16 protein-coding genes, 4 tRNA genes and 2 pseudogenes are annotated in these 22412 nt (G+C 69.8%); 16 read left to right on the forward strand and 6 right to left on the reverse strand.

Translation table 11 applies throughout. The annotated features are described in order from the left end of the window. From SACPADRAFT_RS0211060 to SACPADRAFT_RS0211070, 3 genes and pseudogenes are all read left to right on the forward strand, one after another. Positions 1–231 (forward strand): annotated as a pseudogene (locus SACPADRAFT_RS0211060) (lysophospholipid acyltransferase family protein); the annotation flags it as partial. Beyond that, the gene (gene der, locus SACPADRAFT_RS0211065) at positions 228–1736 is read left to right on the forward strand and encodes a ribosome biogenesis GTPase Der (protein ID WP_007023970.1); all 1509 of its coding nucleotides are present in this window, start codon (positions 228–230) and stop codon (positions 1734–1736) included. The pseudogene SACPADRAFT_RS0211060 and the gene der, both read left to right, overlap by 4 nt. A 160-nt stretch (positions 1737–1896) precedes the next feature. Next, the gene (locus SACPADRAFT_RS0211070; RefSeq protein WP_007023969.1) at positions 1897–2814 is read left to right on the forward strand and encodes a proteasome assembly chaperone family protein; all 918 of its coding nucleotides are present in this window, start codon (positions 1897–1899) and stop codon (positions 2812–2814) included. 31 nt (positions 2815–2845) lie between these two features. Here SACPADRAFT_RS0211070 and SACPADRAFT_RS0211075 read toward each other — a convergent pair whose 3' ends face one another. Then, entirely contained in the window at positions 2846–3190 is a 345-nt protein-coding gene (locus tag SACPADRAFT_RS0211075) for a VOC family protein (protein ID WP_007023968.1), read from the reverse strand. A gap of 147 nt (positions 3191–3337) precedes the next feature. Here SACPADRAFT_RS0211075 and SACPADRAFT_RS0211080 point away from each other — a divergent pair, with 147 nt between their 5' ends. The 5 genes from SACPADRAFT_RS0211080 to SACPADRAFT_RS0211100 all read left to right on the forward strand — a co-directional run bounded on the left by SACPADRAFT_RS0211080 (position 3338) and on the right by SACPADRAFT_RS0211100 (position 13471). Then, a complete protein-coding gene (locus SACPADRAFT_RS0211080) occupies positions 3338–5374 on the forward strand; it encodes an N-6 DNA methylase (RefSeq protein WP_007023967.1) in 2037 nt (678 codons plus the stop codon). 73 nt (positions 5375–5447) lie between these two features. Further along, positions 5448–7430 carry an N-6 DNA methylase gene (locus SACPADRAFT_RS0211085; protein ID WP_007023966.1) on the forward strand — a complete coding sequence of 661 codons (1983 nt, stop codon included), beginning with the start codon at positions 5448–5450 and terminating at the stop codon, positions 7428–7430. Beyond that, positions 7427–8632, forward strand: coding sequence for a restriction endonuclease subunit S (locus SACPADRAFT_RS31450; protein ID WP_007023965.1), 1206 nt, complete (start codon positions 7427–7429; stop codon positions 8630–8632). Before SACPADRAFT_RS0211085 ends, SACPADRAFT_RS31450 begins: the two co-directional genes overlap by 4 nt. A 3-nt stretch (positions 8633–8635) precedes the next feature. Beyond that, positions 8636–11836 (forward strand): type I restriction endonuclease subunit R, encoded by a 3201-nt coding sequence (locus SACPADRAFT_RS0211095; protein ID WP_007023964.1) that lies wholly within the window; start codon positions 8636–8638, stop codon positions 11834–11836. 60 nt (positions 11837–11896) lie between these two features. Continuing rightward, positions 11897–13471: a serine/threonine-protein kinase gene (locus SACPADRAFT_RS0211100; protein WP_007023963.1), complete on the forward strand. Its 1575-nt coding sequence runs from the start codon at positions 11897–11899 to the stop codon at positions 13469–13471. A 129-nt stretch (positions 13472–13600) separates the two neighbouring features. Here SACPADRAFT_RS0211100 and SACPADRAFT_RS0211105 read toward each other — a convergent pair. From SACPADRAFT_RS0211105 to SACPADRAFT_RS0211120, 4 genes are all read right to left on the reverse strand, one after another. After that, a tRNA-Val gene (locus SACPADRAFT_RS0211105) sits at positions 13601–13672 on the reverse strand. Position 13673: 1 nt separating this feature from the next. Continuing rightward, positions 13674–13745, reverse strand: a tRNA-Cys gene (locus SACPADRAFT_RS0211110). Positions 13746–13800: 55 nt separating this feature from the next. After that, positions 13801–13873: transfer RNA gene (locus SACPADRAFT_RS0211115), tRNA-Gly, on the reverse strand. A 141-nt stretch (positions 13874–14014) separates the two neighbouring features. Then, complete coding sequence (locus SACPADRAFT_RS0211120; protein WP_007023962.1) at positions 14015–14440, reverse strand: SsgA family sporulation/cell division regulator; 426 nt, start codon at positions 14438–14440, stop codon at positions 14015–14017. Between the two features lie 366 nt (positions 14441–14806). Here SACPADRAFT_RS0211120 and SACPADRAFT_RS0211125 point away from each other — a divergent pair. The 3 genes from SACPADRAFT_RS0211125 to SACPADRAFT_RS0211135 all read left to right on the forward strand — a co-directional run bounded on the left by SACPADRAFT_RS0211125 (position 14807) and on the right by SACPADRAFT_RS0211135 (position 18089). Further along, a tRNA-Val gene (locus SACPADRAFT_RS0211125) sits at positions 14807–14881 on the forward strand. A 591-nt stretch (positions 14882–15472) separates the two neighbouring features. Further along, positions 15473–17518 (forward strand): threonine--tRNA ligase, encoded by a 2046-nt coding sequence (thrS, locus tag SACPADRAFT_RS0211130; protein ID WP_007023961.1) that lies wholly within the window; start codon positions 15473–15475, stop codon positions 17516–17518. Then, positions 17508–18089: an HIT family protein gene (locus SACPADRAFT_RS0211135; protein WP_007023960.1), complete on the forward strand. Its 582-nt coding sequence runs from the start codon at positions 17508–17510 to the stop codon at positions 18087–18089. Before thrS ends, SACPADRAFT_RS0211135 begins: the two co-directional genes overlap by 11 nt. 54 nt (positions 18090–18143) lie before the next feature. Here the strand turns inward: SACPADRAFT_RS0211135 and SACPADRAFT_RS0211140 are convergent, their stop codons facing one another. After that, complete coding sequence (locus SACPADRAFT_RS0211140) at positions 18144–18692, reverse strand: YceI family protein (protein WP_007023959.1); 549 nt, start codon at positions 18690–18692, stop codon at positions 18144–18146. Positions 18693–18874: 182 nt separating this feature from the next. Between SACPADRAFT_RS0211140 and SACPADRAFT_RS27010 the strand changes: the two genes are divergently transcribed. The 5 genes and pseudogenes from SACPADRAFT_RS27010 to SACPADRAFT_RS32690 form a co-directional block, all read left to right on the forward strand. Continuing rightward, complete coding sequence (locus SACPADRAFT_RS27010) at positions 18875–19459, forward strand: MarR family winged helix-turn-helix transcriptional regulator (protein ID WP_007023958.1); 585 nt, start codon at positions 18875–18877, stop codon at positions 19457–19459. 125 nt (positions 19460–19584) lie between these two features. After that, on the forward strand, positions 19585–20199 hold the full coding sequence (gene pgsA, locus SACPADRAFT_RS0211150; protein WP_007023957.1) for a phosphatidylinositol phosphate synthase: 615 nt from the start codon (positions 19585–19587) through the stop codon (positions 20197–20199). After that, entirely contained in the window at positions 20196–21098 is a 903-nt protein-coding gene (locus tag SACPADRAFT_RS0211155; protein WP_007023956.1) for a phosphatidylinositol mannoside acyltransferase, read from the forward strand. The genes pgsA and SACPADRAFT_RS0211155 overlap by 4 nt, the downstream gene beginning before the upstream one ends. A 13-nt stretch (positions 21099–21111) precedes the next feature. Continuing rightward, positions 21112–22257, forward strand: coding sequence for a glycosyltransferase family 4 protein (locus tag SACPADRAFT_RS0211160; protein WP_007023955.1), 1146 nt, complete (start codon positions 21112–21114; stop codon positions 22255–22257). A gap of 5 nt (positions 22258–22262) precedes the next feature. Next, positions 22263–22412: pseudogene (locus SACPADRAFT_RS32690) on the forward strand (NUDIX hydrolase); the annotation flags it as partial.

The raw sequence follows: 22412 nt of genomic DNA on the forward strand, positions 1-22412 counted from the left end.
GTGCGCTCCGCGGGCGCGGTGGTCCTGCCGGTGGCGGTGCGCGGAACCCGGCGCCCGCCGGGCACCCGCTTCCGGTGGCGTCCCCGGGTGACCGTGCGCGTGGGCGAACCGTTCGCCCCCGACGTCGGGCCGGGCCGGGCCGGGCTCGCCGAGGCGACCGAACACATCCGCACCGCACTCGCCACGCTGGTGGCCGAACTCGATCGAGACAGGGAACGGGGACACCCATGACACAGGAGGACGGCACGGTCGAGGTGCCGGACGGCACCTGGTCCGACGAGTCGGAGTTCCTCCGGCTCGACGCCGAGGCCGCACAGGACCCGGCCGACGAGGAGGCGTCCGACGGTTCGGCCGCGGCGCCCGCGCAGCCGGTGGTGGCCGTCGTGGGCAGGCCGAACGTCGGCAAGTCGACGCTGGTCAACCGCATCCTCGCCCGCCGGGAGGCGGTCGTGCAGGACACCCCGGGTGTCACGCGCGACCGGATCGCCTACGACGCCACCTGGAGCGGGCGGCGGTTCACCCTGGTGGACACCGGCGGCTGGGAGCCGGACGCCGCCGGAATGCGGTCGGCGGTGGCGGCCCAGGCCGAGCTGGCGATGTCCACCGCCGACGTCGTGCTGCTCGTGGTGGACGCCACGGTGGGCGCGACGGCGACCGACGAGGCGGTCGCGAAGGTGCTGCGCCGGGCCGACCGTCCTGTTCTGCTGGCCGCGAACAAGGTCGACGACGAGCGCCTCTACGCGGACGTGGCGTCGCTGTGGTCGCTGGGGCTGGGACAGCCGCACCCGGTGAGCGCCCTGCACGGCCGCAGCTCCGGTGACCTGCTCGACGAGATCGTGGGCGCCCTGCCGAACGCGCCGCGTGACCGGGACGGCGCGGCGCGCGGCCCGCGCCGGGTGGCGCTGGTGGGCAAGCCCAACGTCGGCAAGTCCAGCCTGCTGAACCAGATCACCGGCGAGGACCGTGCGGTGGTGGACACCGTGGCCGGCACCACGGTGGACCCGGTGGACTCGCTGGTGGAACTGGACGGGCAGACGTGGCGCTTCGTCGACACCGCGGGCCTGCGCCGCCGGGTGCAGACCGCCCACGGCACCGAGTACTACGCCTCGCTGCGGACGAGGACCGCGATCGACGCGGCCGAGGTGGCGATCGTGCTGCTGGACGCGAGCGAGCCGCTGTCCGAGCAGGATCTGCGTGTCGTGAGCACGGTCGCCGAGGCGGGCCGGGCGCTGGTGCTGGCGTTCAACAAGTGGGACCTGGTCGACGACGAGCGCAGGCACCAGCTCACCCGGGAGATCGACCGGGGACTGGTGCGGGTGCCGTGGGCCGAGCGGGTCAACGTCTCGGCGCTCACCGGTCGCGCGGTGCGCAAGCTGGCGCCCGCGCTGCGCACCGCACTCGACTCGTGGGACCAGCGGGTGCCCACCGGCAGGCTGAACGGCTGGCTGTCCGACCTGGTGGCCGCGAAACCGCCGCCGGTGCGCGGCGGCAAACAGCCGAAGGTGCTGTTCGCCACCCAGGCCGGCATCCGCCCACCCACGCTGGTGCTGTTCACCACCGGGTTCCTGGAGGCGGGCTACCGGCGGTTCCTCGAACGCAAGTTCCGCGAGGAGTTCGGCTTCACCGGCAGCCCCGTCCGGATCAACGTCCGGGTCCGGGAGAAGAAGCCGCAGGGCGGCCGCCGGGGCGGCAAGGCCGGCCGCGGGCAGGGCGCGAAGGCACGTAAGGGCCGCTGAGCGGGGTCGGCCGGGACGTCCGGGGGCGGGAATCTTCCCCGCGCCCGTGTCGAACGCCCCGGCGGCCCCTCCCACACCGTGTGGTGGGATGGGCCGGGCGCCCACGGGTGTGACACACGGACAGGCGACCGCGATATACGGCGAGGTCAGGAGGTACACGGTGAGGCGCGATCCCGAGCGGCTCTACGAACTGGACTCCGGTGTGGCCGTCCCGGAGGGAGCGGTGCTGCTCTACCATCTCGACGGCTTCGTCGACGCCGGTTCCGCGGGGGAGGCGCTCACCGAGCACCTGCGCGCCGAGTTCGACGACGAACAGGTCGTCGCGCGGTTCGACGTCGACCGGTTGATCGACTACCGCTCCCGCAGGCCGGTGATGACCTACTCCGCCGACCACTGGTCGGACTACGAACCGCCCGAACTGGCCGTCCGCCTGCTGCACGACACCGACGGGACGCCGTTCCTGCTGCTGTCCGGCCCGGAGCCGGACCACGAGTGGGAACTGTTCACCACGGCCGTGCGGGAACTGATCGAGCGGTGGCAGGTGCGGCTGAGTGTGAACTACCACGGGATCCCGATGGGGGTCCCGCACACCCGGCCGCTGGGGGTCACGGCGCACGCCACCCGGTCCGAGCTGGTCCGCGGCTACCGCGCCACGTACTCGCAGATGCAGATCCCCGGCAGCGCCGCCGCGCTGCTGGAGTACCGGCTGGGCCAGGCCGGGCACGACGCCGTGGGCTTCGCCGCCCACGTCCCGCACTACCTGGCCCAGTCCCGCTACCCGGCGGCCGCGATCACCCTGCTGGACGCGGTGTCCGAGGCGGCGGGGATCACGGTGTCCTCGGAGGCGATCCGCGAGTCGGCGGTCAGCGCCGACGAGGAGGTCGAGCGGCAGGTCCGGGAGAACGAGGAGGTCGCCGACGTGGTCACCGCCCTGGAGCGGCAGTACGACGCCTTCTCCGCGGTGGAGCCGGAGGACAACCTGCTGGCCGACGTGGACGAGATGCCCACCGCCGACGAGCTCGCCAGCCAGTTCGAGCAGTTCCTCTCCGAACAGCGCCGCGACCAGGGCGAGAACTGACGCCGGGCGCGACGGGTGCCGGAGTCCCCGCTCAGAGCGGGGCACCACCGAACGCGATCTCGTTGCCCTCGGGATCGTGGTAGGTCGCCTTCCGCACGCCGTTCGGGTAGGTCTCCCGCGTTGTCGGTTCCAGCCCCCGCTCCCGGATGCGAGCGACCCGGGTGTCGAGATCGTCGACGAAGATCGTGTGCAGGGCGTGTCCCGCCGCGCGGTCGGGCCGGTGCTCGACGAACACGAACCGATGATCGGCGAGTTGCCAGACGACCTCGGTGTCACCGGCGACGAACGTCGGGGGAGCGCCGAACAGGCGTTCGTACCAGGCGAGTGCGCTCGGGTAGTCGGCGACGGCGATTCCCGCGAACAGATCGACGGCCATCCGGTGAGCGTAGCGGTCGCAGAGGACATCCGGTGCGACCTAACTGAAAGCACTGTCAAACGTGCGTCTGGTGGTGAACTTGATTCACCGCCGTTTACGGGGTAGGCTTCGTCACGCTCCGCTGATGGCCGACGACAGGACGCCGTGATGCCCGACCTGACCGCGCAGGTGACCGCTGCCGAGATCTCTCGGCTGGCGGGGGTCACGCGCGCCACGGTGAGCAACTGGCGCCGCCGCCACCCGGACTTCCCGAGCCCGACGGGTGGTACGGACACGAGCCCGACCTACGCCCTCGACTCCGTTCGCCAGTGGCTGTCCGAACGCGGGCAACTTCCGGAGGCGACGGCGGAGGCGGAGTTGCGCCTCGCGCTGCGAGGCGCTTCCGACGGACGGGCGCTGGCCCGGTACCTGCTGCCGCTCGTCCCGCCGTTGGCGGGCCTGTCTCGGGAGAGGTCGGGCAAGCTCGCCGACCTGCCCGAGGGGTCGTTCGGCGCGGAGCTGGCCGCGGCGCTGGGTGACCTCCACGGTGCACCGCCCACGGCGTCGGACTCGGCGACCCGGGCGCTGCTGCGCTGCCTCGACGCTCGTGGCGCGGAGACGACGTTGCGGCTTCTCGCTGAGCACCTGGTCGACACCACGGCGACCGGGATGTACCCGACTCCGCGCGGGCTGGCCGATCTCCTGGTCGCCTTGCCGGACCGTGTCGAACGGATTCTGGACCCGGCCTGCGGGGGCGGCGGGCTGCTGGCAGCGGCGGTACGCGCGGGAGCCTCGTGCGTCCTCGGCCAGGAACTCGCCGACGACCAGGCAGCGTTGGCGCGGGTTCGGGTCGAGACCTCAGCCCCCGACGGGGAGGTCCGTCCTGGCGACAGCCTCCGGTCCGACGCCTTCCCCGACGAGCGGGTCGACGCGGTGGTGTGCAACCCGCCGTTCGGCGTCCGCGACTGGGGCCACGACGATCTCGCCTACGACCCGCGCTGGGTCCACGGCCTGCCGCCGCGCTCGGAGTCCGAACTGGCGTGGGTGCAGCACTGCCTCGCGCACCTGAGCACGGACGGCACCGCGGTGGTGGTCATGCCGCCGGGCGCGGCCGAACGGTCCGGCGGCCGCCGGATCCGCGCCGAACTCGTGCGCACCGGTGCGCTGCGGGCGGTGATCGCGCTGCCGCAGGGCGCGGCACCGCCGCTCCATGTCAGCCTGCACGTGTGGGTGCTGGCCCCACCGCCGAAAGCCGATCCGCGGCCGATCCTCTTCGTCGACGCCTCGACCGGACCGGACCGCGGTCGGGAGATCGACTGGCCGGACGTGTCGGAACGGGTCCTCACGGCGTGGCGCGCCTTCCGCGAGGACCCCGACGGCGTGGAGCCGGAACCCGGCCTCGTCCGCACCCGGCCGGTGGTGGATCTCCTCGACGACACCGTGGACCTCACCCCGCACCGCCAGGTGCGGGTCGCACCCGTCCTCGACCCCGGCCGCCATGAGGCGCTCGCCCACGAACTGCGGGACCGGTTGCGCAGCACCGGAAACGCCCTGGTCGCTCTCAGCGATGACCGGTTGTGGCGGACGGCGGGATCGGAACCGGGGGCGTGGCGCACGGCCACGGTCGCCGACCTCCTGCGCGGCGGCGCGCTCACCCTGTACCGCGCGACGCCGGGGCAGGAGACGGCGCGGTCCGACGCAGCCGAACCACCCGCGGTGCTGACCCACCACGACGTCCGTACCGGCGAGCCACCGTCCGGCTCCCTGCACGACAAACCGGTCGACAGGCTCGTCCCGGTCGAGGCGGGCGACGTGTTGTTGCCGGAGACGCTGCACCACGCCGGCCCGGTCCCGGCCCGCGTCGCCGACGAGCACGACGCGGGCAGTGTCCTCGGCCGGCACCTGTTCCTGCTGCGCCCGGACCCGGACCGGCTGGACCCGGATTTCCTGGCCGGTTTCCTCTCCGCCGAGGAGAACGTCCGCGGCGCGGCCGTGGGCAGCTCGATCCAGCGACTCGACGTCAAACGGCTGCGGGTGCCGCTGATCGCGACCGAACGCCAGGTCCGGTACGGGCAGGCGTTCCGCCGCGTCCGGGCGCTGCACTCGGCGGCGAACCTCGCTGCGACGATCGCGCGGGAACTGGCCGACCAGTGGGCGCTCGGCCTCACCGGCGGGGCGCTCCTGCCGCCGGACGAGGGTTCGTGACGCGCGCTCGGTGACAGTGCGTCACCGATCCGGCACCATGGTCCACCATCGAGGAAAACCGAGGGGAACGTCTTTGAACACCGACAGGCACACCGAGCTGGCCAACCACGCCTGGTCCGTGGCCGACCTGCTGCGCGGTGACTACAAGCAGTCCGACTACGGCAAGGTGATTCTGCCGTTCACGGTGCTGCGCCGACTCGAATGCGTGCTCGCGCCCACCCGCGAGAAGGTGCTCGAGACGGTCGAGAAGTACCGCGACCGCGACATCGACGTCGACCGGTTCCTCCGCAAGGCTTCCGGCCACCGCTTCTACAACACCACCCCGCTGACGCTGAAGTCGATCGCCGCCGACTCCTCGCATGTCGCACGCCACCTCACCGAGTACATCGGCGGGTTCTCCCCGAACGCCTACGAGGTGCTGGAGCGCTACGACTTCGCCCAGCAGATCAAGAAGCTCGACAGCGCCAACCTGCTCTACAAGGTGACCAGCACGTTCGCCGACCTGGATCTGCGGCCCGAGATCGTCGACAACCACCAGATGGGCTACGTCTTCGAGGAACTGATCCGGCGATTCGCCGAACAGTCCAACGAGACCGCGGGCGAGCACTTCACCCCGCGCGAGGTCATCGAGCTCATGGTGAACCTGCTCATCGCCCCCGACGACGATGCGCTGAGCAAGCAAGGGGTCGTGCGGCGTGTCCTGGACCCGGCGTGCGGCACGGGTGGGATGCTCAGCGCTGCCTACGAGCACATCACCAGCATGAATTCGGGCGCGACCGTCGACGTGTACGGGCAGGAGCTCAACCCCGAGTCGTGGGCGATCTGCCGGTCCGACCTCATGATCAAGGACCAGGACCCCGACAACATCAAGTTCGGCAACTCGTTCAGCGACGACGGCCACCAAGGCGACACCTTCGACTACCTGCTGGCGAACCCGCCGTTCGGCGTCGAATGGAAGAAGGTCAAGGAGGACGTCGAGGACGACCTGGAACGGCGCAGCGAGAACAGCCGCTTCTGGCCCGCACTGCCCAGGATCAACGACGGATCACTGCTGTTCCTGCAGCACATGCTGTCGAAGATGAAGCCGGCCGAGCAGGGCGGTGGCCGGGTGGCGATCGTGTTTAACGGCTCGCCGCTGTTCACCGGAGCCGCCGGGTCCGGCGAGTCGCAGATCCGCCAGTACATCCTGGAGAACGACTGGCTCGAAGGCATCGTCGCGCTGCCGGACCAGCTGTTCTACAACACCGGCATCTCCACCTACTTCTGGATCCTCAGCAACCGCAAGAGCCCCGACCACCGGGGCAGGGTCGTGCTGCTCGACGCCCGCGACCAGTGGCAGAAGATGCGGAAGTCCCTCGGCGACAAGCGCAAACACATCGATTCCGGGCAGATCGCCGAGATCACCCGCCTCTACGCCGAAGCGCTGGACGCCGCCAAGGACGAGAGCCACCCGCAGCACGCCAAGGTCAAGGTCTTCAACAACGACGACTTCGGCTACCGCCGCATCACCGTCGAACGTCCATTGACGCTGCGATTCGAGATCAGCGAGGACACCCTCGCCGCACTGCGCGAGGCCAAACCGATCCAGAAACTCGACGCGCCGGAGCGATTCGTCGAGACGCTGCGCCCGCTGGTTGGCAAGACGTGGTGGAAGAAGGACGACGCCGTCCGGGAGATGCGCGAGACCGTCACCGGCGCCGGACTTACCTGGCCCACCGGCGCCCCGTTCGCCAAGGCACTGCGCGACGCCGTCGGCGTCCGCGACTCCGAAGGGGAAGTGCAGACCGTCAAGGGCGGCCCCGAACCCGACACGGAACTCCGCGACTACGAGAACGTGCCCCTCGATGAAGGCGTCGAAGAGCACTTGAAGCGCGAGGTCCTCCCACACGTCCCCGACGCCTGGATCGACCACACCAAGACCAAGATCGGGTACGAGATTCCGTTCACCCGGCACTTCTACGTGTACGAGCCACCAAGGCCGTTGGCGGAGATCGATGCCGAGCTGAAGGCGCTTGAGGCCGAGATCCAGAAACTGCTGGGGGAGGTGACCGAGTGACAATCACCGTTCAGCTCCGTCGTGTAGCGCGCCTTGCATACGGGGACTCCCTTGCATCGGAATCACGAATCGACGGCGAGTACCCGGTTGTCGGGTCTGGTGGAGTATCAGGTACGCACAACGAGCGAAACTTCCGTGCTCCCGGAATAGTTATTGGTAGGAAGGGAAGCTACGGATCTGTTCATTGGATAGGGTCCGGCGGGTTTGCGATCGACACCGCATACTACATCGATGAGCGCATGACTACGGTGGATCTCCGGTGGTTGTATTACGTCCTCCAAGGAATAGATCTGCGAGGCGCTTCCCAAGACGTGGGGATCCCAGGTCTTTCTCGTGAAGCCGCTTATGCGGTGCACATCCCAAGTCCGCCTCCGTTAGAAGAGCAGCGCCGCATCGCCGACTTCCTCGACGCCGAGACCGCCCGCATCGACAAAGTTTTGGCCCTTCGGGACAGGCAGAGTGAGATCAGTCAATCCCGGTTTGACCAAATCATAGATGGCGTTGTTGTCGGTGATGGTGATGCCCTCGCGGAGATAGGTATCCGTGATTCTTCTGGCGCTTGGTCCTCTGTTAAACTATCGCGACTTTGCCAGATAATCCCGGGATATTCCTTCCCGAGCGACGGTTTTGTAAGCGAAGATCAGGGTATTCGTTTGCTGCGTGGTATCAATGTCTCGGTAGGATCTCTCTCGTGGGACGAGGTTGCCTACTGGGACGTCGATCGGAACCCGATTCCTCGGCGGTTCCACCTTCGGCAAGGTGACCTAGTTTTGGGTATGGATCGCCCCTGGATATCAAAAGGGTTGAGGCTGTCTTTCGTCGATGGCGATAGCCTTCCGGCGCTTCTTCTCCAGCGTGTAGCTTGCCTGAGAAAAATCTCCGACGTGTCTATGCAATATTTACGTTGGTATTTGTGTTCAGCCCATTTTAGGTATTCGGTGGAGCAGGACCTCACCGGTGTTTCTGTTCCGCACATTAGTGGTGATCAGATCGGCGCAGCGATGCTGTCCCTTCCGTCGTTCGACGTGCAACGCAGGATCGCTGAAGCGGTCGACAAAGAAAAACTCCAGATTGACAAAATGGTCGCGCTGACTGAACGGCAAGTCATGCTGTTGTCCGAACGCCGTCAGGCCCTGATCACCGCCGCCGTCAACGGGGAGTTCGACGTGTCCGCCGCGAGTGGGCGGGGAATCGAGGAGTAGCCGATGAGCCCGATTCATTACGAATCAGTGTTCGGGACCGCGATCGTGGACGCGATGACCGAGCGCGGCTGGGAGCTGGGCGCCGCCTCGGACTACGACCCTGGTCTCGGTCTGGACACCGGGCAGCTGTTCAGCTTCATCGGAGCCACTCAGCAGGCCGAGTGGGACGAGCTGCTCACCTTCTACGGCGGTGACGCCGATGCGGCGCAGCGCGGGTTCGCGCAGCGGGTCGCGAAGGCCCTCGACACTGACGGGGTGCTCGACGTGCTGCGCAAGGGCGTCAAGGACCGTGGCGTGCGCATCCGGCTGGCCTACTTCAAACCGTCGCTGGTCGCCTCGGACTCCGCGCTCGACGACTATCGCGCCAACCGGCTCACCGTCGTCCGCGAACTGGCCTACGCCGCCAAGCAGGCCGACCGGGACAAGCGCCTGGACCTGGCGCTGTTCGTCAACGGTATCCCCGTCGCCACGGCCGAGCTGAAGAACCCGCTGACCGGGCAGGGCGTCGAGCACGCGAAGAACCAGTACCGCAAAGAACGCGATTCCAGCGAGCTGATCTTCGCCAAGCGGGTGGTGGCGAACTTCGCCGTCGACCCCGATCTGGTGTTCGTGGCGACCGAGCTGCGCGGCGAACGCACCCGGTTCCTCCCGTTCAACACCGGCTCGAACGGGCCGGGCCGGCCCGGCGGTGCCGGCAACCCGGCCGCGGTCCAGTTCGGCAAGTACGCCACCTCGTACCTGTGGGAACAGGTGTGGGAGCGGGACAACTGGCTGGACCTGCTCGAACGGTTCGTGCACGAGCACCGCGAGAAGGGCGTCAACGGGCGGCTGAAGAAGTCGCTGATCTTCCCGCGCTACCACCAGTGGGACGCGGTCAAGAAGATCACCGCGGACGCCGCCCGCCACGGCACCGGCCGCGACTATCTCGTCATGGCCTCCGCCGGTTCCGGCAAGTCGAACACGATCGCGTGGCTGGCCTACCGTCTGTCCTCGCTGCACACCCCCACGAACCCCGCCGAGCTGGACGCGGACGCGCGGGAGAAGGGGCTGCGGCCGGGGGCACCGGTGTTCGACAAGGTGCTCATCATCACCGACCGCCGCAACCTCGACGCGCAGCTGCGTGCCACGGTGGGCAGTTTCGAGCAGACCGCGGGCACGGTCGTGGCGATCGACGAGAAGCAGGGCTCGAAGTCCGAGCAGCTGGCGAAACGCCTGTCCAGCGAGCAGGGCAAGATCATCACGGTCACGCTGCAGACCTTCCCCGCGCTGCTGGACTACCTGCGGGAGAACCCCACCGAGATCAAGGGCGCCAAGTTCGCGATCATCGTGGACGAGGCGCACTCCTCCCAGTCCGGCGACGCCGCCGGGGACGTGCGCAAGGCGCTCCGGGGACTCGCGCTCGACGCCGACGACGACAGCGACGAGGTCGGCACGAGCGGGGCGAAGGGCGACGACGACCTCGAAGTCAGGCTCAAGCGGCGCGTCGCCGAACGCGCGAAGAACCCGAACCTGTCCTACTTCGCGTTCACCGCCACGCCGAAGGCCAAGACCCTGGAGTACTTCGGCGTCCTCGGCGAACACGGGGGCAAGCGCGCGTTCGTGCCGTTCCACACCTACTCGATGCGGCAGGCCATCGAGGAAGGCTTCATCCTCGACCCGCTGCGCAACTACGTCACCTACGACACCTACTGGAAGCTGATCAACAACAACCCCGACGACCGCGAGGTGGACCCGGACAAGGCGAACCCGCAGCTCGCCGGTGCCGCGGTGATGCACCCCTCGACCGTGGCGCAACACGCGAAGGTGATCGTCGACCACTTCCGGGCGCACACGCTCGGGCGGCTCGGCGGGCGCGCGAAGGCGATGGTGGTGACCGCCTCCCGGCAGAGCGCGGTACAGATGTCGCGGGCCGTCAAGAAGTACCTCGCCGAACTGCGCGAACAGGGCAAACTCCGTGACGACATCGGGGTGCTCGTCGCGTTCTCCGGCTCGTTGACCTACGAGGGGGAGGAGGTCACCGAATCCCAGGAGAACGGCGGCCTGCCCGAAGGCGCGCTGCCGAAGGCGTTCGCCTACACCCGCGCCGACGACGTCACCACGCGGGGCGGCGGGGCCGGGCAGCCCGAATACCGGATCCTGGTGGTGGCGGAGAAGTACCAGACCGGGTTCGACGAGCCGCTGCTCACGACGATGTACGTGAACAAGAAGCTCGGCGGGATCTCGGCGGTGCAGACGCTCTCCCGGCTCAACCGGACCACCGACCGCAAGACCCAGGCGGACCTGGCGGTGCTGGACTTCGTCAACGACGCCGACGCGATCCAGGAGTCGTTCCGGCCGTACTTCGAGGACGCGACGACGCTGCCCTCGGACCCGAACCTGCTCTACAACGCGCAGAGCCGGGTGCTGTCCGCGCAGATCCTCGTGGACGCCGAGATGATCGAGTTCGCGCGGGCGTTCCTCGCGGCCGAGCAGGTCTCCAGCGGCAGCGAGGCGAAGTGGGCGACGCTGCACGCAGAGCTCTACCGGCACATCGCGCCCGCCGTGGAACGCTACGAGGCCCACCTGAACGACGAGACCCTGTCCGAGGTCGCGGACCGGTTCCGCTTCGATCTCGGCGACTTCGTCCGCAAGTACGGGTTCCTGTCGCAGATCGTGCCCTACCGGGACGCCGAACTGGAGCGGCTGTATCTGTTCGGGCGGCACCTGCTCAACCGGCTCCCGCGCGGCAGGGACGGCGGCGTCGACATCGGCGAGGTCGACCTCACCCACCTCCGGGTGGAGAAGACCGGGGAACACGACCTCGGGCTCACCCCGGAGGGCACCGCGGAACTGCGCGGGTTCGGCGACGGGACCGGCACGGGCACGGACCAGGACAAGTCGCTGCTGTCGGAGCTGATCGAAAAGTTCAACAACCGGCACGGCACCACGTTCACCGAAGAGGACGTGGCGCGGCCGTTCCAGGAGACCGTCGACGACGACAAGGTCCGGCAGGCCGCGGTCGCCAACACCGAGGAGAACTTCGGGGTCGTCTTCGACGACGTCTTCGAAAGCAAGATGGCCGACCACATCGACACCATCGCCGACCTCGGAGACCAGTACTTCAGCAGTCGCGACCGGAGGTTCAAGGAGTCGCTGAACCGCAGCGCCCGCAGCGCGGCGTGGCGGCTGATCCGCAGGCAGGAGGGTTTCGAGGACGTCGCGTGACGCCCCGGTCGGTGGCGTGTGACGGTCCGTGGAGTCTGACGGTCGGAGGGGTGAGAACGCGTGGCGGACACGGTCGGCCGTCGCTACGAGCTGCGCGACGAGATCGGTTCCGGCGGTATGGGCACGGTCTGGCGGGCGTTCGACGTCGTGCTCGACCGCGAGGTGGCGGTCAAGCGGATCAGCCCGCAGGCCCTCGGCAGTGGGGAAGCGGTACAGGAACTCGCGAAACGCTTCCAGCGGGAGGCCCGCGTCACCGCACGGATCCTGCACCACGGGGTCCCGCAGGTCTACGACGCCGGGCTCGACAGCGGGGCCGCCGAACTGTATCTGGTGATGGAGCACGTGCACGGGGTGCCGCTGCGTGCGTTCATCGACCAGCGGGAGCCGCTGCCGAGTAGCTGGGCCGCCGCGTTCGGCGCGCAGATCGCGACGGTGCTGTCCCACGCACACGCGGTGCCGGTCGTGCACCGGGACCTCAAACCGGAGAACGTCCTGGTCACCGACGACGGTGCGGTGAAGATCCTCGACTTCGGCATCGCCGCGGTGCTGCGGCCGGACACGGCCCGACTCACCGCGACCGGCACGCCCGTGGGCACCAGCCTGTACATGTCTCCGGAGCAGGTCAGGGGGAGGCAGGTCACCCCGCACAGCGATCTCTATGCGCTCGGCTGTGTGCTCTACGAACTGGTGTCGGGCTTCCCGGTCTTCGGCGGGGACACCGACATCGACCGGTGGAACCGGCACCTCAAGGCGACCCCGGTGCCGTTACGGGAGGTGTGTGCGGACGTTCCCGCCGAGCTCGACCGTCTCGTGCTGGATCTGCTGGCGAAGGCGCCGACCGAGCGCCCCGCCGACGCCGCGGAGGTCTACGAACGGCTGTTGCCCCTGTTGCCGACCCTCGGTTCGGCACCGGAGGCGAGCGGGGCGGGATCGAGCGGGATACCGGACCCCACACTGGTGTTCCGCCGCCCCAACGCGCCGGGCAGCAGACCCGAGTCCGGACCGGTGCTTCAGCGCCCCGACGCGGCGGAATCGGCGGCCGCGGCGTCCCGGGTGCCACGCACCGTCCTGCGGGAGTCCATGGAGCAGGCGGTCGACCGGGCCGACGTGCTGCTGGACGAAGGGCGGTTCGTCCAGGCCGCCGAAGTCCTCGACGCCGTGATCCAGCCGGCGGGCGACGCCCTCGGCGCGGAGAACCCGCAGGTGCTGCAGCTCCGGTTGCGCTGGGCCGCGATCCTGGTCGTCGCGGGTGAGTACCGTCTCGCCCGCCCCGAGTTCGACGCCCTCGCGGACGCGTTCGCCCGGACCGAGGGGCCGCGTAGCGAGGACGCGGTGGAATGTCTCCGGCAGTCCGCGTACTGCCGGGTCGAGCTGGGCCGGGTCGACGAAGCACTCCTCCGGTTCCGCGACGTCCTGGACAGAATCAGCGCCGAGCGCGGCGACGGCACCGAAACCGCGTTCGAGGTGCGCCGCAACATCGGCGAACTGCAGGCGGCGCGCGACGACGTCGAGCAGGGCGAGCGGACGTTGCGGACACTGCACGACGACCTGGTGCTGGTCAAAGGCCGGGACCACGTGGACGCGCGCTACGTCGCCGAGCTCCTCGAACAGCTCCGGCGGGTGGACCCGGGATGAGTCCCGGAGTGGAGCCGGGTGCACCCACGCCGGTCTCGGTGTAGCGGACGGCCGGTGGTGTACCGCCGGACGGTGCCGGGTGCGGACACGAAAACCCCCGCCCGGCTGGCCGGGCGGGGGATCGGAGGGTGCGCGATACTGGGATCGAACCAGTGACCTCTACCGTGTCAAGGTAGCGCTCTCCCGCTGAGCTAATCGCGCGAGGCGGAGACGGGAATCGAACCCGTGTACAGGGCTTTGCAGGCCCTTGCCTGAACCACTCGGCCACTCCGCCGTGTGCGTGGATCGGGCACGAAGCTCGACCCAACTGCGGAATGCCGCCGCAGTCGAGCGGACGACGGGATTCGAACCCGCGACCCTCACCTTGGCAAGGTGATGCGCTACCAGCTGCGCTACGTCCGCAGTCGGCGACTCCGGGTCATCCGTCCCACCCCGTCGGGGGTGTTCCGTGCGACCCGTCGTCGTCGGTGTGTGAAGAACTGTATCGGATGGCGGTGAGGCCGTTCGCACGGGGGGTGGTCATTCCCGGGTGCGGGGCCGTGCTCAGGTCAGATCGTTCGGGATGAGCCGGGTGAGGGCGTCGTCGACGTCCACCCACAGGTGTTCGTTGCCCGGCAGGACGACGTCGTAGGTCCGGTCGAGGAAGTCGGCCAGCTCCTGGGCCGAGGCCTCGAACATGGCGTGTCCGGAGGGGGAGTTGAGCTCCACCAGGACGGACTCGGGGTCCTCGATCGACGGGCGGATCCGCACGTCGCCGTCGCCGGCCTCGCCGAGCAGGCCGTCGGCGAGCAGGTCGCGGGCGAAGACCCACTCCACCCAGCCCGCGCGGCCGGTCCGGAAGGCCGCGACGACCGCGTACGGGTCGCGGGTGTCGTAGCGGAGTTCGACCTTCACCGGAACCGGCGGGGTCCTCGGTGCCAGCAGGTCGAAGACCGCCGTGGACCGGAGCGTCACGTGATCGTTTCGCATGGTCGTTACCCTTCTGCTCCTTCCCGGCCGGCTTGCGCCGTGTCTGTCGGGTGAGACGCGTACCGACGTCGGCTCGCACGCCGTGGGGCCCAACATCACCCGCACGTGTGTGCGTGCCCGTGGTGTCGGCACCCCGGTACATCCTGCTCGGTTCGACGGGCGGACGACAGGCAAGTCGCGCGATTGTTGCAGGTGACACGCGATCGACCCGCTCAGGACTCCGGTCCGTGCCCGGTCGGTGAGCCCACCGTGAGCACGGGCCCGTACCGTCCGGGCTCCCCGGCTCCCGGCCGCGTCGACCGGAAAGGGGACCCCCCTCGTGGCGGGGCCCCGGGGCTCCGCTACAGTGGTTCACACACCGCGAGGGGGCGATTAGCTCAGCGGGAGAGCGCTTCGTTCACACCGAAGAGGTCACTGGTTCGATCCCAGTATCGCCCACCACATCAGTTCAGTTGTTGTCATCGAACAGGCCGGAGAACCACGGGTTCTCCGGCCTTTCTCGTCTCCGGTCGGCCGAGCCCGGCGGGTACCGGGGTTGTTGTGCATGTTCCCGCCGTCATGGGGTCCAACCAACCACGATGGAGAACCATTCCCGGTGCGGGTGAACCCCGCACCGGCCGGTCCCGTCCGGAAACGAGGCGGGATCGCCTCGCTCCGGGAAAACGCCGATCAATCGTCACTCGGAGTGACCAACGCCTTCCCGGTCGTTGTCACGCTTCGTCGCCCATGCTGGGTTCCAATGCGATGGCACCACTCTAACGAGCAGCTTGTGCCCTGCGATGTCGGTGTAACGACACACACTTTGTGATCGGAGTCACTCCGATGCATGGACCGGGTGTCGTCGACCGTCGCCCCCGACCATGATCACGGTGCGGAGTCGGTGCGGGGGTCGTGCCGTCGCCGCGCCCGGGGTCCCCCGCACCGGGCGTGCGCGTGCGGGTGTGCGACACGCGGCCCGTGGCGGGAGAGGCACCGCGGGCGATTAACATCGGAGGCGTCCCCCGAAGTCCATCCCCACGTCGAGGAGTACCCGTGTCGCCACCGTCGTCCGCCGCAGCCCCGTCCGCTCCGCGCGTGCTGGTGCGGGCAGGCACCACGGCGGGCTCCGCGGTGCGTGAGGCGGGACTGCCCGCGAAGGGCCCGGACGCGGTCGTGGTCGTGCGGGACGCCGACGGCGCCCTGCGCGACCTCGCCTGGGCCCCGGACACCGACGTGGAGGTCGAGCCGGTCGCGGCGGACACCGAGGACGGCCGGAGCGTCATTCGGCACTCGGCCGCGCACGTGCTCGCGCAGGCCGTGCAGGAGCAGTTTCCGGAGGCCAAGCTGGGGATCGGCCCCCCGGTGAAGGACGGTTTCTACTACGACTTCGCCGTGGACGAGCCGTTCACCCCGGACGATCTGCAGGCGCTGGAGAAGCGCATGAAGCGGATCGTCAAGGACTCCCAGCGGTTCTCCCGCCGGGCGGTCGACTCGGTGGCCGACGCGCGCGCCGAACTCGCCGACGAGCCGTTCAAACTCGAACTGGTCGAACTGAAGTCGGAGGCGGACACCGGGGCGGTGGACACCTCCGAGGTGATGGAGGTCGGCGGCGGTGAGCTGACGATCTACGACAACCTCAACCCGCGCACCGGGGAGCGGGTGTGGAGCGACCTCTGCCGGGGCCCGCACCTGCCGACCACGAAGCACATCCCGGCGTTCACCCTCACCCGGGTCGCGGCGGCCTACTGGCGCGGGGACGACAACAACCCGCAGCTGCAGCGCATCTACGGCACCGCCTGGGAATCGACCGAGGCCCAGGAGCGGTACCTGGAGATGCTCGCCGAGGCCGAGCGGCGGGACCACCGCAAGCTCGGTGCGGAACTCGACCTGTTCTCCTTCCCGGAGGAGATCGGCTCCGGCCTGCCGGTGTTCCACCCCAAGGGCGGCGTCATCCGCCGCGAGCTGGAGAGCTACTCCCGGCTCAAGCACGAGCAGCACGGCTACGAGTTCGTCAACAGCCCGCACGTGTCGAAGTCGGACCTGTTCGAGACCTCGGGGCATCTGCCGCACTACGCGGAGAACATGTTCCCGCCGATGCATCTCGACGGCACCGACTACTACGTCAAGGCGATGAACTGTCCGATGCACAACCTGATCTTCTCCGCGCGGGGGCGTTCCTACCGGGAACTGCCGTTGCGGATGTTCGAGTTCGGGTCGGTGTACCGGTACGAGAAGTCGGGCGTCGTCCACGGGCTGACCCGGGTGCGGGGGATGACCCAGGACGACTCGCACATCTACTGCACCAAGGAGCAGATGCCGGGTGAGCTGCGCTCCCTGCTCGCGTTCGTGCTGGACCTGCTGCGCGACTACGGACTCGACGACTTCTACCTGGAGCTGTCCACCAGGGACGAGTCCCCGAAGTTCATCGGCGAGCAGTGGGAATGGGACGAGGCCACCGAGACGCTGCGGGCGGCCGCCGAGGAATCGGGCCTGGAACTGGTGCCGGACCCGGGCGGTGCCGCCTACTACGGGCCGAAGATCTCGGTGCAGGCGCGGGACGCGATCGGCCGGTCCTGGCAGATGTCGACCATCCAGCTCGACTTCAACCAGCCGAAGCGGTTCGGCCTGGAGTACCAGGCCGCCGACGGATCGCGGCAGCAACCCGTGATGATCCACCGCGCGCTGTTCGGCTCCATCGAGCGGTTCTTCGGTGTGCTCACCGAGCACTACGCCGGCGCGTTCCCGGCCTGGCTCTCGCCGGTGCAGGCGGTGGGCATCCCCATCGCCGACGACCACGTCGAGCACCTGAACGGGGTGGCGAAGGAGCTGCGCCGACACGGGATCCGCATCGAGGTGGACACCGGGGACGACCGGATGCAGAAGAAGATCCGGACACACACCACCCAGAAGGTGCCGTTCCTGTTGCTCGCGGGCGGCAAGGACGTCGAGGCGGGCGCGGTGTCGTTCCGGTTCCGCGACGGCAGCCAGATCAACGGCGTCCCCGTCGAGACCGCGGTGGCGGCGGTGGCCGACTGGGTGGCCCGCCGGGAGAACACCTCCCCGACCGCCGAGTCCGTGGGAGCGCTCGTTGGCCGCTGACGTCGACGGCGGCCGGGGCCCCGGCGGTGACGCGCCCGGGCCCGAGTACGTCGGCCAGGACGGGGTCGGGGTCACCGACCAGCTGCAACGGTTGTGGACCCCGCACCGGCTGGCCTACATCCAGGGCGAGAACAAGCCCGCGGACGAGGACTCCGGCGAGTGCCCGTTCTGCCGACTGGTCGGCATGGCCGACGACGAGGCGCTGATCCTGGCGCGGGGCCGGACCGTGTACGCGGTGCTCAACCTCTACCCGTACAACCCGGGGCACCTCATGGTGGTGCCCTACCGGCACGTGGCCGACTACACCGAGCTCACCGGCGACGAGACGGTGGAGCTGGCCGAGTACACCCGGCATGCGATGACGGTGATCCGCTCGGTGTCCGGGGCGCACGGCTTCAACATCGGCATGAACCAGGGCGTGGTCGCCGGGGCCGGCATCGCCGCCCACCTGCACCAGCACCTGGTGCCGCGGTGGGGCGGGGACTCCAATTTCATGCCGGTCGTCGGGCACACGAAGGTGCTGCCGCAGCTGCTCGGCGAGACCCGGCGGATGCTGGCCGAGGCCTGGTGACCCCGACCCCCGCCGGGTCCCGCCGGTCCGCGCGCGTCGGCGCGCACGCGGGACTCAGTCCTGCTTGATGGCCTCGATGTCGAGCTCGATGCGGATCTTCTCGCTGACGACGGCGGAGGGGACCCCCTCGCCGACGCCGAAGTCGCTGCGGTTGATCTCGGTGTGCGCCGAGACACCGAGGATCGTGCTGCCCTCGGTCATCCCGTCCCCGAAACCGCCCAGCTCGGCGGTGAGCGTGACCGGCCGGGTCACGCCCCGCAGGGTCAGCTCGCCGTCGATCAGGTAGTCCCCGCCGTCGACCCGGATGCCGGTGGAGCGGAAGGACAGCGTGGGGTGGTTCTCCGCGTCGAGGAAGTCCGCGTTGCGGACGTGCTCGTCCCGCTGCTCGTTCGTGGTGTCCACGCTGGCCGTGCGCATCGTGGCGGTCACCGAGGAGTTCCGGATGTCCTCGGCGGTGACGATCTCACCCTCGAAGTCGGTGAACCGGCCGCGCACCTTCGTGACGCCGAGGTGGCGCACGACGAAGCTGACGTTCGAGTGGACCGGGTCGATGGTCCAGGTGCCGGTCACGTAGCCGGGGATGTCGGTCGTGGTGGCTGTCATGTGAACAGTCCTCCGTTGGTTCGCAGGGAGATCGGGTGACCCGGAGGCCCTTTGTTGAGCTCTCAAGCATCAGTCTAACGAGGATTGTTGAGGGCTCAACTAGAGGGGGTGTCGAGAAGCCGCACGGGGGCGGACGACGAGTCGAGGCTGGTTGAGTGCTCAATCAGGGCTAGGATGGGGGCATGTCCGGAACCCGCTGGCTCAGCGACGCGGAGCAGCGCGTCTGGCGTGACTTCCTGACCGCCGTCGACCTGCTCACCGCGCACCTGGAGGGGCAGCTCCAGCGGGACGCCGGGATGCCGTTCACCTACTACGAGGTCCTCGTCGCGCTGTCCGAGGCGGAGGACCACGTGCTCCGGATGAGCGAGCTCGCCGAGGTCACCCGCTCGTCCCGCAGCAGGCTCTCGCACGCGGTGACCCGGATGGAGGCCCACGGGTGGGTGCGGCGCCAGGCGTGCCCGACGGACCGACGCGGGGCCTTCGCCCACCTCACGGCGGACGGGCTGGCCGCGATCGAATCGGCGGCACCGGGACACGCACAGGCCGTGCGGGAGGGACTGTTCGACGTGCTGAGCCCGGAACAGGTGCGCCAGCTGGGGGAGATCAGCGCCGCCGTGCGGGACCGGCTGCTTCCCGAGTGCGCCCGTGCGGAGGCGGAGGCGGACGCGGCAGGCGACGACGGGGCCGACCGTTGCCACCCGGTCGTGGAGGACCGGGTCGACGGGAACCGTGCGGTCGTCGCGCGCGACGGTGACCCGGCCGGCTGAGCCCGCCCGGACCGCGCCGGCGGGGTGGCGTACACGCCGGGGTGAGGGCATCGGACGGTGGTGCGGGGGCAACTCGATAGGGTTTGCCGATCGAACCCGATCAGCACCGGCTCCCGTAGGATGAGATGCTCAACATCTTCGCGCGCGCGTCCGTGTCCCGCGTCACCGACCCGCTCGGTGCGGCGCTGGTCCGGCTCGGGCTGACGCCCAACGCGATGACCGTGCTCGGCACCGTGGGTGCGATGGCGGGCGCCCTGGTGTTCTTCCCGCTCGGAATGCTGCTGACCGGCACGTTCGTCGTGTGGGGCTTCGTCATGCTCGACCTTCTCGACGGTGCGATGGCCCGGGTGAAGGGGAGTACGCCCTTCGGTGCGGTGCTGGACGCCACGTGCGACCGCCTGGTCGACGGTGCGTTGTTCGCCGCGATCGCGTGGTGGGCCTTCACCGTGGCGGACAACCCGCGCGTCGCCGCGGCGGCGCTGTCGTGCCTGGTGCTCGCCCAGGTGATCTCCTACATCAAGGCACGGGCCGAGGCGTCCGGCTTCGCCGACGCCGCCAACGGCGGGTTGGTCGAACGGGCGGAACGGCTGATCATCGCGCTGGTCGGGACGGGGTTGTACGGACTGGGGCTGCCCCACGCCGTCGAGGCGTCGCAGTGGCTGCTCGCCGCGCTGTCACTGGTGACGCTGGTGCAACGGATCGTGGGCGTGTCGAGGGCCACGGGAGGGGCACGGACGTGAGCACGCTCGGGATGCGGGTCGCCGACTGGAGTTACGCCCTCGGGTGGCGGCTGGTGCCGGCACTGCCCGAGCGCGTGTCCGCCCCGCTGTTCTCGGTGGCCGCCGATCTGGTCGCCCGGCGCGCGCCCGCCGGGGTCGGCAGGCTGCGCGACAATCTCTCCCGGGTGGTTCCGCAGGCGGGGCCGACCGAGCTCGACGACCTCACCCGCCGGGCGCTGCGCTCGTACGCCCGGTACTGGCACGAGGCGTTCCGGCTGCCCGCGAGCGAGGTCGCCGACGTCCGTGCGCGGGTGGACGTCACCGGGGCGGACTACCTGGACTCCGCGCTGGCGGAGGGCAACGGGGCGGTGATGACACTGCCGCACACCGGGAACTGGGACGTCGCCGGAGTGTGGCTGGTGGGCCACTCCGGTAGTTTCACCACGGTGGCGGAGCGGCTCGAACCGGAGTCGCTGTACGAGCGGTTCGTGGCCTACCGGGAGTCCCTGGGATTCGAGGTCGTGCCCGCCGACGGCAGCGTGTCGTTCCGCGCGCTGCTGCGCAGGCTGCGCGAGAACACGGTGGTGTGCCTGGTCGGCGACCGGGACATCACCGGCTCCGGCCATCCCGTGTCGTTCTTCGGCGAGACCGCGCGGTTCCCGGTCGGGCCCGCACGGCTGGCGCTGAGCACGGGTGCCGCCCTGCTCCCGTGCGGCACCTGGTTCACCGACGGCGGCTGGGGCCTGCGCATCCACCCGCCGGTGCGGGTCAACAACCGGGACGAGGTCGGCGCGGCGACCCAGGCGGTCGCGGACGTGTTCGCCGGCGACATCGCCGCGCACCCGACCGACTGGCACATGCTGCAGTCGTTCTGGGAGGCCGACCGCTCCGCGGAGCCCGCGCGGGGGCGTGCGGCGTGAGGACCGGTGCGGCATGAGAATCGGGATCGTCTGCCCGTACTCCTTCGACGTGCCCGGAGGGGTGCAGGGGCACGTGCGGGACCTGGCCGCGGCGCTGCGGGCGCACGGGCACACGGTGTCCGTCCTCGCGCCCGGGGACGAGGACGGACCGGACCTGCCGGACTTCGTGCAGCCGGCCGGGCGGTCGCTGGGCATCCCCTACAACGGGTCGGTGGCGCGGTTGCAGTTCGGCCCGGTCTCCTACGCCCGGGTCCGGCGGTGGCTGCGCGAGTCCGACCTCGACGTGCTGCACCTGCACGAGCCCACAGCGCCGAGCCTGTCCCTGCTCGCGTTGAAGCTCGCCGAGGGGCCGATCGTGGCGACCTTCCACACGTCCACCCCGCGGTCGCGCACCCTGGCGGCCTTCGAACCCGTGCTGCGCCCGCTGCTGGAGAAGGTCACCGCCCGGATCGCGGTCTCCGCGCTGGCACGCCGGGTCCAGGTCGAGCACCTGGGTGGGGATGCCGTCGAGATCCCGAACGGGGTGGACACCTCACTCTTCTCCACGGCCCGGCCGTTGCCCGGGTATCCGCGCGCGGGCGGCACGGTCGGGTTCGTCGGGCGATTCACCGAGCCGCGCAAGGGCATGGGGGTGCTGCTGGACGCGCTCCGGCGGCTCGCCCCCGGGCTGCCGGACCTGCGGCTGCTGGTGGTCGGCCGGGGTGAGGCCGAGACGCTGTACCGGCAGGGCGGCCCGGAGCTGGCCGACCGGATCGACCTGCTCGGCCGGGTCGACGACGCCACCAAGGCCCGCGCCCTGCGCAGCGTGGACGTCTACTGCGCCCCGAACACCGGCGGGGAGAGCTTCGGCATGATCCTCACCGAGGCGATGGCGGCCGGGACCCCGGTGGTCGCCAGCGGGCTCGACTCGTTCCGCCGGGTCCTCGACGACGGGCGGGCCGGGCTGCTGGTCCCCACCGGCGACCCCCGGGCCCTGGCGGAGGCACTGGGCGCGCTGCTGGCGGACCCCGTGCGGCGGGCGGAGCTGTCCGCGGCGGCCACGGGACGGGTCGCGCTCTACGACTGGACGACGGTCGTCGGACAGGTGCTGCGGGTCTACGAGACCGCGATCGCCGCCGATCCCCGCACGGTCGGCACCGGGGAAGGGGTGCCGCGGTGACCACCCTGCTGGTCGCGCTGATCGTCGCGGTCCTCGTGACCGCCGCGGTCGTGTGGTGGCTGCTGGCCACGGCCAACCGTCTCGACCGTCTGCACGTGCGGGTGGACGCCGCGTGGGCCGCGCTCGACGCGGCGCTGGCCCGGCGCGCGGTCGTC

Origin of the sequence: Saccharomonospora iraqiensis subsp. paurometabolica YIM 90007 (genome assembly GCF_000231035.2) — a bacterium.
In the GTDB taxonomy this organism is placed as follows: Bacteria; Actinomycetota; Actinomycetes; order Mycobacteriales; family Pseudonocardiaceae; genus Saccharomonospora; species Saccharomonospora paurometabolica.

Excerpts from the sequence above, each read along its gene's own strand:
- SACPADRAFT_RS0211160 (WP_007023955.1), top strand. The coding sequence starts at position 21,112 with ATGAGAATCGGGATCGTCTGCCCGTACTCCTTCGACGTGCCCGGAGGG.
- SACPADRAFT_RS0211095 (WP_007023964.1), top strand. The coding sequence starts at position 8,636 with ATGAGCCCGATTCATTACGAATCAGTGTTCGGGACCGCGATCGTGGAC.
- SACPADRAFT_RS27010 (WP_007023958.1), top strand. The coding sequence starts at position 18,875 with ATGTCCGGAACCCGCTGGCTCAGCGACGCGGAGCAGCGCGTCTGGCGT.
- SACPADRAFT_RS0211075 (WP_007023968.1), bottom strand. The coding sequence starts at position 3,190 with ATGGCCGTCGATCTGTTCGCGGGAATCGCCGTCGCCGACTACCCGAGC.
- SACPADRAFT_RS0211120 (WP_007023962.1), bottom strand. The coding sequence starts at position 14,440 with ATGCGAAACGATCACGTGACGCTCCGGTCCACGGCGGTCTTCGACCTG.
- der (WP_007023970.1), top strand. The coding sequence starts at position 228 with ATGACACAGGAGGACGGCACGGTCGAGGTGCCGGACGGCACCTGGTCC.
- SACPADRAFT_RS0211080 (WP_007023967.1), top strand. The coding sequence starts at position 3,338 with ATGCCCGACCTGACCGCGCAGGTGACCGCTGCCGAGATCTCTCGGCTG.
- pgsA (WP_007023957.1), top strand. The coding sequence starts at position 19,585 with ATGCTCAACATCTTCGCGCGCGCGTCCGTGTCCCGCGTCACCGACCCG.
- SACPADRAFT_RS0211140 (WP_007023959.1), bottom strand. The coding sequence starts at position 18,692 with ATGACAGCCACCACGACCGACATCCCCGGCTACGTGACCGGCACCTGG.